Source organism: Frankia sp. CcWB2 (genome assembly GCF_977927585.1).
Genome location: NZ_CDWRCM010000031.1, coordinates 19,010 through 26,349 on the forward strand (window position 1 = coordinate 19,010; position 7,340 = coordinate 26,349).

Below are 7,340 nucleotides of genomic sequence, written 5' to 3' on the forward strand. Positions count from 1 at the left end.
GCGTGAGGTGGGCCTGCTCGGCCAGCGCGCGGGACTCCGTCAGCCGCCCGTCCGCGCGCAGGTAGATGGACAGATCCGAGCGGCAGACGTTCGTGAACGGATGCTCGGGGCCGTAGAGACGTTCCTACTCCCGCAGGCACGACTCGGCCTCGACGGACGCCCGGTGGTGCTCGCCCAGCGCGTGCAGGTGGCCGGCACGGCTCAGCAGGCAGGCCAGGGTGCCCAGGTCGGACGCCCCGTAGATCTCGGTGTAGCGCTCGAGCGTCTCACCGGCGAGGCGGCTCGCCGCGTCCGGGCTGCCCCGCAGGCGCAGGACGACCGCGAGATGCTTGTTGCAGCGCAGGGTCAGGTGCGTCGTCGCCCCCTCGATGCCGGCGAGGTTGGTCGCGGCCTCCCGCAGCAACCGCTCCGCCTGCTCCAGCTCGCCCAGCTCCCGATGGCAGATCCCGGCCCGCGCCTGCAGCCACCAGAACTGCGAGGTGCCCTCGGCCCCCGCCAGGCGCAGCCGCGCATGGTGTCCAGGCTCAGGTGGAGCGCCTCACGGGCCCGCCCGTCCAGGAAGGTGGACAGTGCGAGGTTGCTCGCAGCCATGAGGGTGTCGAGGTGGTTCTCGCCGAGCCGGTCGCGGAAACCGACCAGGGTGCTGCTCTCCTCCGCGGCTGCCTCAGTGTACCGGCCGAGCTCCCGGATGTCGATGCCGTAGCTCATCGCGGTGATCAATGTGTGGCGATGGAAAATGCCCAGATGGCGCCGCTGGCGGGCGAGGGTGTCGGTGTTCAGGTCGTACGCCTCCTGGAACCGTCCCAGGCCGCGGAGCACCATGGCCAGGTGGGTGGCCATCCGCAGGGTCAGCGGGTCGTCCGCTCCGAACAGGTCGCGCCATCTGCGCAACGCCTCCTCGGCGATGCCGCGGCCCAGCTCCAGCCGGCCGGACCGCCACATCACATACACCGGGGACACCAGCCACTGCCGAACCTTGGGTGCCGGGCTCTCCATCGCCTCGGAGGCCAGGATCTGGCCTTCCAGCATCCGGTAGATCGGCCAGCCCGCGGCGGCCGAGGGCCGCGGAGCGGCCGCGGCGATGTCCGCGAAGACGCCGAGCACCACCTCGCGGGCGGCGGTCTGCTCGGCGGGCTGCATCCGTTCGACGAGGAGCCGCTGCCAGCGCGCGGCGAGGCGGAACTGACCGTCGGGTGCGGTGTCGATCTCGGCCAGCCGGGGCTTACGGATCTCCGCCCACAGCTCGGGCAGCACGGTCGGGTCGGCGATCGCGTCGTCCCCTACCGCCTCGGCGAGATGGCGCAGCATCACCGGGGATTCCAGCAGGCCGAGCGGCACGCCCTGCGGGGCCAGGAAGGCACACAGTTCCAGCAGCCGGGCCGCAGCCCGCCGGGTCGCGCGGTCGCTGGTGCGCAGGGTCTCGAACGACACCGTCCAGGTCGCCTGCTCGGGTGCGACCCCGGCGATCTGGGTGAGGTAGGCGTCGACGGCACGGTCGTCGACCGGCACTCCCCGCCGGTCCTGGCGAAGCCGCCCGACCGCGGTGCGCAGGCCCGACGGCTGATGCCGCAGCCGCTCGGCGATCATCGCCAGCCGGTCCGCACCGACCTCGGGCAGCCACCGGCGCAGGAACGCCCGGCTCTCGGCCGGGGTGAACGGGCCCACCCACAGCGCGCCGGGTTCACTGTCCCAGGCCGGGTCCGCCGAGGTCAGCAGGACATGACCGTTGCTGGTCGGGATGGGTAGCAGCCCGGCCAGCAACTGCGGGTCGGTGGCGCCGTCGTAAACGAGCAGCCAGCGCGGTGAGGGGTCGCCCTGGCGCAGCGCGTCCAGGGCGACCCGTTCGAGCTGCTCGCTCGGGGAGCGATGCGCGCCCGGGACGTCGCTGCCGGGACGCAGCCGCTCGGCGAGGTCGCGCAGGCCCGCCCGGACCGAGGCGGCGTCACCCGCCGAGATCCAGTGCACGATGTCGTAGTCGGAGCCGAACCGGTGCGCGTACTCGGCCGCGATGGCGCTCTTCCCGACGCCGTCCGGGCCGAGCAGGGGGCACAGCCCGCTCGGTCGGCCCCCCGGCAGCAGTCGGTCGCGCAGCTCGTCCAGCACCGCGTGCCGCCCGATGAACGGCTGGGCGAACCCGGCCGGCACCGACCAGAAGCGGGGCCGGCGGGCCGGGTACCGGGGAGCGACCACCGGCAGGTCATCGAGCCGGGCCCGCGGAACGGGCAGCCCCAGCCCTTCGAGGACCACGACCCCCGCGTCCCGCTCGTTCCGCGCGGGCAGGGAGATAATCTCGGCCCCGTGGTAGGCGGGGTCGAGCCGCATCGAACCCACCTCGACGACCACCACCCCCGCCCGCGAGCCGCGCTGGCGGATCCGGGTCTGGACCTGCTCGCGCACCAGGGACTCACCCGGGGTGTCCGGGCCCAGATGCGGTAATCCGATCACGATCAGTGACTCGACAGCGGGGAAGTCGGCGGGGGTCAGCGCCGTCGGGGGCAACGGCCGGATCCGCACCCCGGTGGCTCCCAGCACCGACGCCAGCCAGTCCGCCCAGGGCCGGTCCTCGGGCGCTCCAAAGATCGTCACCGACCGCGGAGCGGGCGGTCCGTACTGCTCGAAGTCCCGCAGCACCCGCTCCCGGTCCTGCGGCGGGACGCCGCGCGCATCGATCGGGGCGCCGGCGAGCTCTCCGGCGAGCATCCGGTAGGCGGCCTGGACGCCGAGCCGACTGGCGGGATCCTCCTGGAAGGCCGCCAGGACCTCCTCGTAGGCGTAGACCGCCTTGTAGGGCATCTCCAGGCCGATCAGAAAGCTCCGCTGTTCCTCCGGGTCGGAACCGCACAGGTCGGCCAGCACCGGGCGGAAGGCCTGGAACGCCGCGCGGCGGCGCAGTTCCTGCTTGCGCTGCTCGGTGTCCTCGACCCGCATCGGGACGGGCAGCACCCGGATGTCCCGCTTGCTGTTCCGGATCTCGCGGGCCACCCCGGCGCCGCCGTCGATGGACTGGTTGTTCAGCGCGATTCCGATGACGACGGTGTCCGGCAGGAGGTGGGTGCAGACGCCGGCCGCGTCCGAGGTCCCGGTCCGGCTGTCGATGAGGACGTAGTCGTAGTCGGCGAACCGCATGCGCTCACGCAGCGCGGCGAAATACGCCAGGCCGTCGGCCTCCTCGAACAGCGTCGACCAGGGCACCGTGGCCGCCAGCACCGCGCTCGTGGATGTCTGCCGGCCGGGACCGAGGAAGTCGATCCGCCCGACGCCCGGGAACCCGGGCCACTCGATGGTCTCGATGTTGTGCCGGAAGTCGCCGTGCAGGGCGATGATCTCGCGCACCGCGTCGGCGTCCGGCAAGGAGGCCTGCTCCGCGGCTGTCGACGGCGACGCATCCTGAAGCCGGTCGATCTCCCGGATGAAACCCTGGAGCATCTCGGTGACGCCGTCACTCGAGTCCAGCTCCCTGTTCTGCAGAAACGGGCGGAAATACCGGTGCAGGCCGGGAGACTCCAGATCCCAGTCGACGGTGAGAACCCGCTTACCCGAGGCGGCGAGCAGCCAGGCGACGTTCGCCAGCGCCATCGTGCGCCCCGAACCGCCCTTGTAGGAGTAGAAGGTGATGATCTGCGCCGGCCTGCCGGCGCGCCCGCCCGGGGTATCGTGACCCGCCGGTTCCGGTGGTTGCCTGGAAAGTTCCGGTGGCTGCTCGGAAAGTTCAGTCATCGTCATCGTCCAGTTCGGCGGCGCCGGCACGACGCAGGATGGGTCGACGGGTGTGCTCGGGATCGGCCATCCGCCATCGACGCTCCCGGCCACCGGCTCGGGCCGGAGCCATGGCCGCCGGAGCCATGGCCGCCGGAGCCGGAGCCGTGCGAACCGTCGAGGCCAGGGGTGCCGTCTGGGCCGGCGGGATCAGCAGCGTCGCGGAGCCGCCGACGGACCAGCGGGTGCCCGGGCCCCGACCGGCCGACACCCAGTCCGTCCGCCCCGACCGCTCGACGAACTCCACGTCACGCGTGGACAGTGCCGGCGGCTCGTCGCCGCGGGCACACACGATCAGTTCACTGACCCGTTCGGTCAACCGCTGGTACCAGACCGAGGCGGAGCCGGTCCGGATCAGCTGTAACGCGCCGCTCGCCGTGTAGCCCGCGCCGAAGTCGCCGACGAGCATCCCCGCCTCCGCGATCTGAGCCGGCACGGGTACCGATCGGATGGACCAGGGGACGCCGACCAGCGCCGGGGAGCTCCGACCGGTGAAATGGTGGTGCCACCGCAGCCGCTCCCGGAACAGCGACCACTCCAGCAGGCACTGGTGGTCGGTGAAGTAGGCGTCCGAGTACAGCGCCACCATCACCGGCGCCAGGAGCGCATCGGGATTGGAGCGGCCCCCCGCCGCCGCCGAGGGCTCCGCCGCGCCGGCCGCCTCGCCGGTGAACACCTCACGATAGCCGAGGCGCTCGTAAACCGCATTCTGTACATCTCCGAAGAAACGTTCGACGTAGCTGCTGTCACCGCCGGCGAGCGCGTGATGAACCAGAAAGAACGGTGTCACAGGTCCCCCTCACGCCGTTTTTCGGCGCAGGGCCTCTGCCCTACCATTGCACCCGGTCCTCCCACGTCCACGGCAGCTCGCACAGGTCGGACCACATTCTTCACCGCTGGGGCCCGGGTGCGGCGGGACGGTCGCGGCGCGCTGCCGCCGGGTGCCGGCCGTGGGGTGTTCGTGCAGCTCATCACGGCTCCGTGCAGCTCACGACTGATGGTGGAACGGGGAACGGACGAGCTCCGTCGCCTCGGCGTCCAACGGCGGCAGCTGGTCGCGAGCGACATCCATGACCCGGTAGGCCAGCAGACTTACATACTCCGCGAAGGCGGCGGGATGGCGCATCAAATCCAGGACTGGAAGGTTGTCATATTGACGACCAAGCTCGATATGCGCGATGTGGAGTTCATGGGCCGCCTCGGGTACCTCGGCGTCCCGCCGCAGCCAGGGCACGGGAATGATCCCGGACGGCGGGTTCCCGCCCGGCTTGGTCGCCCGGCGGATACGTTCCTGAAAGACGCCGAACTCCCGGCCGCACCAGTCGCTCTCGAAGTAGTCGTCGCACCACAGCGCGACCAGCACCGGAGCCGTGCGCACCGCGTCGCGCAGCGAGGTCGGCCAGTGCTCCCCGCCGCCCAGCCGGTCGGCGTCGAAGAATCCCGTCGACCGGATCCGGCGCCTGACCTTGCGGCGCAGCTCCAGCTCGAGCTCCCGATGGAAGATGGCCACGCGATCCCGGTCGTCGCGGTGCGCGTGGCTGGTGAAGAAGTAGTAGGTCGGGGCGCCCGACGGCCCGTGGCTGGGCGGGGGCGAGGAGGGCGGTCCAGGCAGCTCGAGCGGTGGCCAGGAGGCGAACTGGTGCGCGGGCACCGGTGATGACACGCCGAGCAGCGCCGAGCCCGCGCCGCTCCAGTGGGATCGCAGCTCGGCCACCAAGCGCCGGAAGTCCACGACAGACCGGTCGTCGCGCGGCGCGACCAGGTCGAGGGCCTGCACCAGGGCGTCGAGCATGCCGGGATCGGGCTGGCCGACCGCCTCGCTGACCAGCGTGGTCAGGCGGACCGCGACGACCGGGGAGGTCAGCGCGACCGTGCGACCGAGGATCCGCGCCAGCTCGTCGAACCAGTGGTCGAAACCGGCCAGGTCGGCGATGTACTCCACCCGCATCAGGGCCGCGACGAGCTCGTCGACCTCCCGGGGGGCCAGCCGTGCTTGTTGATCACAGGAATCGATGGTGCCTGCGCCGCGTCGCACCCCACCGGGTCACGTACCTCGTCTGCGACCATGACGGTGGCGGCCCCGGCGGTGGCCCCGGCGGAGCCCACGGACACGGCGGGGGTCCGGAATCACGCATCGCCCGGGCCCGGGACGACTGGTCACCGCCGGTGGCATCCCGGACGGCCGGCGTCGGCCGCAACGCCGCCATCTCCAGCAGGCGCCGACACAGTTCCGGCGTCACGACCGCCTCGCGGATCAGGTACCCGGCGATCTCCGCGAGCAGGGCGGGCCGGTGTCCGACCAGCTCCCCCAGCTGGGCTGCGGTGGCCGGGTCGACCATCGGCGCCGCGCTGGTGAGCAGCATGACCGACTCGCGACGACGCAACGGCCCGATGGGCATCGTCCGGTCCCGCCAGGCGTCCACGGTGCGGTCGGCGATGATGATCACATGCGCCTCGCCGTCGGGCAGGAACTCCGCCACCTCATCCGGACTGCCCACACCCGCGAAGATGACCAACCACCCCGCGCTGGGCTCCGGCCCGGCGCCGGCCGCGCCCGGGGCGGGGCCGGTAAGTCCGGTGCGGACCCGCTCGTAGAGCTCGCCGATCTGCCCGGGGACGGCGGTGGTCGTCGAGCAGTCCACCCACCACGAGACGTCGTAGCGCAGCTTGAACCGATGCTGGTACTCGCCAGCGAGCTCGGTCTCCCCGATGTCGGACTGGTCGCCCTCCGGCACCAGCACCACCCGCCGATGCCGGGCCAGACCGTCCCAGATGCGTTCCAGCTCGTCGTCGCGACCGGCGAACAGCTCGTTCTCCCGGCGGCTGCGCCACACCGGGGGCGCATCGCCGGGCCGGCGACCGGGCCGGGCATAGGCGTTCATCGCCGGGCTCCCGCCTGTATCCCCGCCAGCAGTCCGTCGACCGCGGTCGGCTCGAACCGGCTCAGGTCCAGCTTCGGCAGCGTCCGCAGCGGCTCGGGTAACGGTTCGCGGTCGATGACCGCCCGGATGACCTGATTCTCGAGCGGTCCCGCCAGCCCCAGCCGCTCCCACGCCTCGATCTCGGTCTCGCCAGGGTTCTCCGGGCGGGGCGGCCGGTAGTGCCGCGACAGCAGGGCCACGGTGACATCCGGCCGGCGCGCGGCGATGCGGTCAACCGTCTCGGCCAGCCGCTCACCTCTACTCTGCGCCCATCTGACCTGCACGACCCGATGGGAGCCGCGGCGCAGCAGGTATTCGAGCCAGTCCGCCCACTCCTGGTCGGCGCCGACGTAGCTGATGGCGACCAAGCGGGAGACCTCCGCCGTCGGAGTCTGCGGCGGCGGTACGTGAGACGCCGCCGGCGGCGTGGTTCGGCAGGAGGTGGTCGTCGGCGTGGGCACGGGGGATGCCGTCCCGATCGAAGCCGCGCGCCGCGCCTCGTCGCCGTCGCCGTGGGTCCGGAAACCGGCTCTCCCGTTCCCGTTCCCGTTCCCGTTCCCGTTCACGTTCACGTTCACGTTCACGTTCACGTTCACGTTCACGGACCCGGCCAGCGGAAGGAAGGGGGGCATCGCTTCCGGCGGGTCCCCGGACGAGCCGGGG

7 protein-coding genes are annotated in these 7,340 nt (G+C 72.1%); 1 reads left to right on the plus strand and 6 read right to left on the minus strand.

Annotation, left to right across the window (positions count from 1 at the left end):
• Positions 1-124 precede the first annotated feature (124 nt).
• From ACY45C_RS05530 to ACY45C_RS05555, 6 genes are all read right to left on the minus strand, one after another.
• Positions 125-403, minus strand: a complete 279-nt coding sequence (locus ACY45C_RS05530; RefSeq protein WP_462186571.1) for a hypothetical protein — start codon at positions 401-403, stop codon at positions 125-127.
• Positions 346-3,717 carry an FxSxx-COOH system tetratricopeptide repeat protein gene (gene fxsT, locus ACY45C_RS05535; RefSeq protein WP_462186572.1) on the minus strand — a complete coding sequence of 1,124 codons (3,372 nt, stop codon included), beginning with the start codon at positions 3,715-3,717 and terminating at the stop codon, positions 346-348. The genes ACY45C_RS05530 and fxsT overlap by 58 nt, the downstream gene beginning before the upstream one ends.
• A complete protein-coding gene (locus ACY45C_RS05540) occupies positions 3,710-4,546 on the minus strand; it encodes a hypothetical protein (RefSeq protein WP_462186573.1) in 837 nt (278 codons plus the stop codon). Before ACY45C_RS05540 ends, fxsT begins: the two co-directional genes overlap by 8 nt.
• A 198-nt stretch (positions 4,547-4,744) precedes the next feature.
• Positions 4,745-5,791, minus strand: a complete 1,047-nt coding sequence (locus tag ACY45C_RS05545; RefSeq protein ID WP_462186574.1) for a TIR domain-containing protein — start codon at positions 5,789-5,791, stop codon at positions 4,745-4,747.
• Positions 5,757-6,638, minus strand: a complete 882-nt coding sequence (locus ACY45C_RS05550) for a hypothetical protein (RefSeq protein ID WP_462186575.1) — start codon at positions 6,636-6,638, stop codon at positions 5,757-5,759. Before ACY45C_RS05550 ends, ACY45C_RS05545 begins: the two co-directional genes overlap by 35 nt.
• Positions 6,635-7,045, minus strand: a complete 411-nt coding sequence (locus ACY45C_RS05555; RefSeq protein ID WP_462186576.1) for a toll/interleukin-1 receptor domain-containing protein — start codon at positions 7,043-7,045, stop codon at positions 6,635-6,637. The genes ACY45C_RS05550 and ACY45C_RS05555 overlap by 4 nt, the downstream gene beginning before the upstream one ends.
• A gap of 85 nt (positions 7,046-7,130) precedes the next feature.
• Between ACY45C_RS05555 and ACY45C_RS05560 the strand changes: the two genes are divergently transcribed.
• Positions 7,131-7,340: hypothetical protein (locus tag ACY45C_RS05560; RefSeq protein WP_462186577.1), on the plus strand; the 210-nt coding region annotated here is incomplete at its 3' end.

What these genes read in the sequence shown, in the direction of transcription:
- fxsT (WP_462186572.1), bottom strand. Translation starts at nt 3,717, where the DNA reads ATGACTGAACTTTCCGAGCAGCCACCGGAACTTTCCAGGCAACCACCG.
- ACY45C_RS05550 (WP_462186575.1), bottom strand. Translation starts at nt 6,638, where the DNA reads ATGAACGCCTATGCCCGGCCCGGTCGCCGGCCCGGCGATGCGCCCCCG.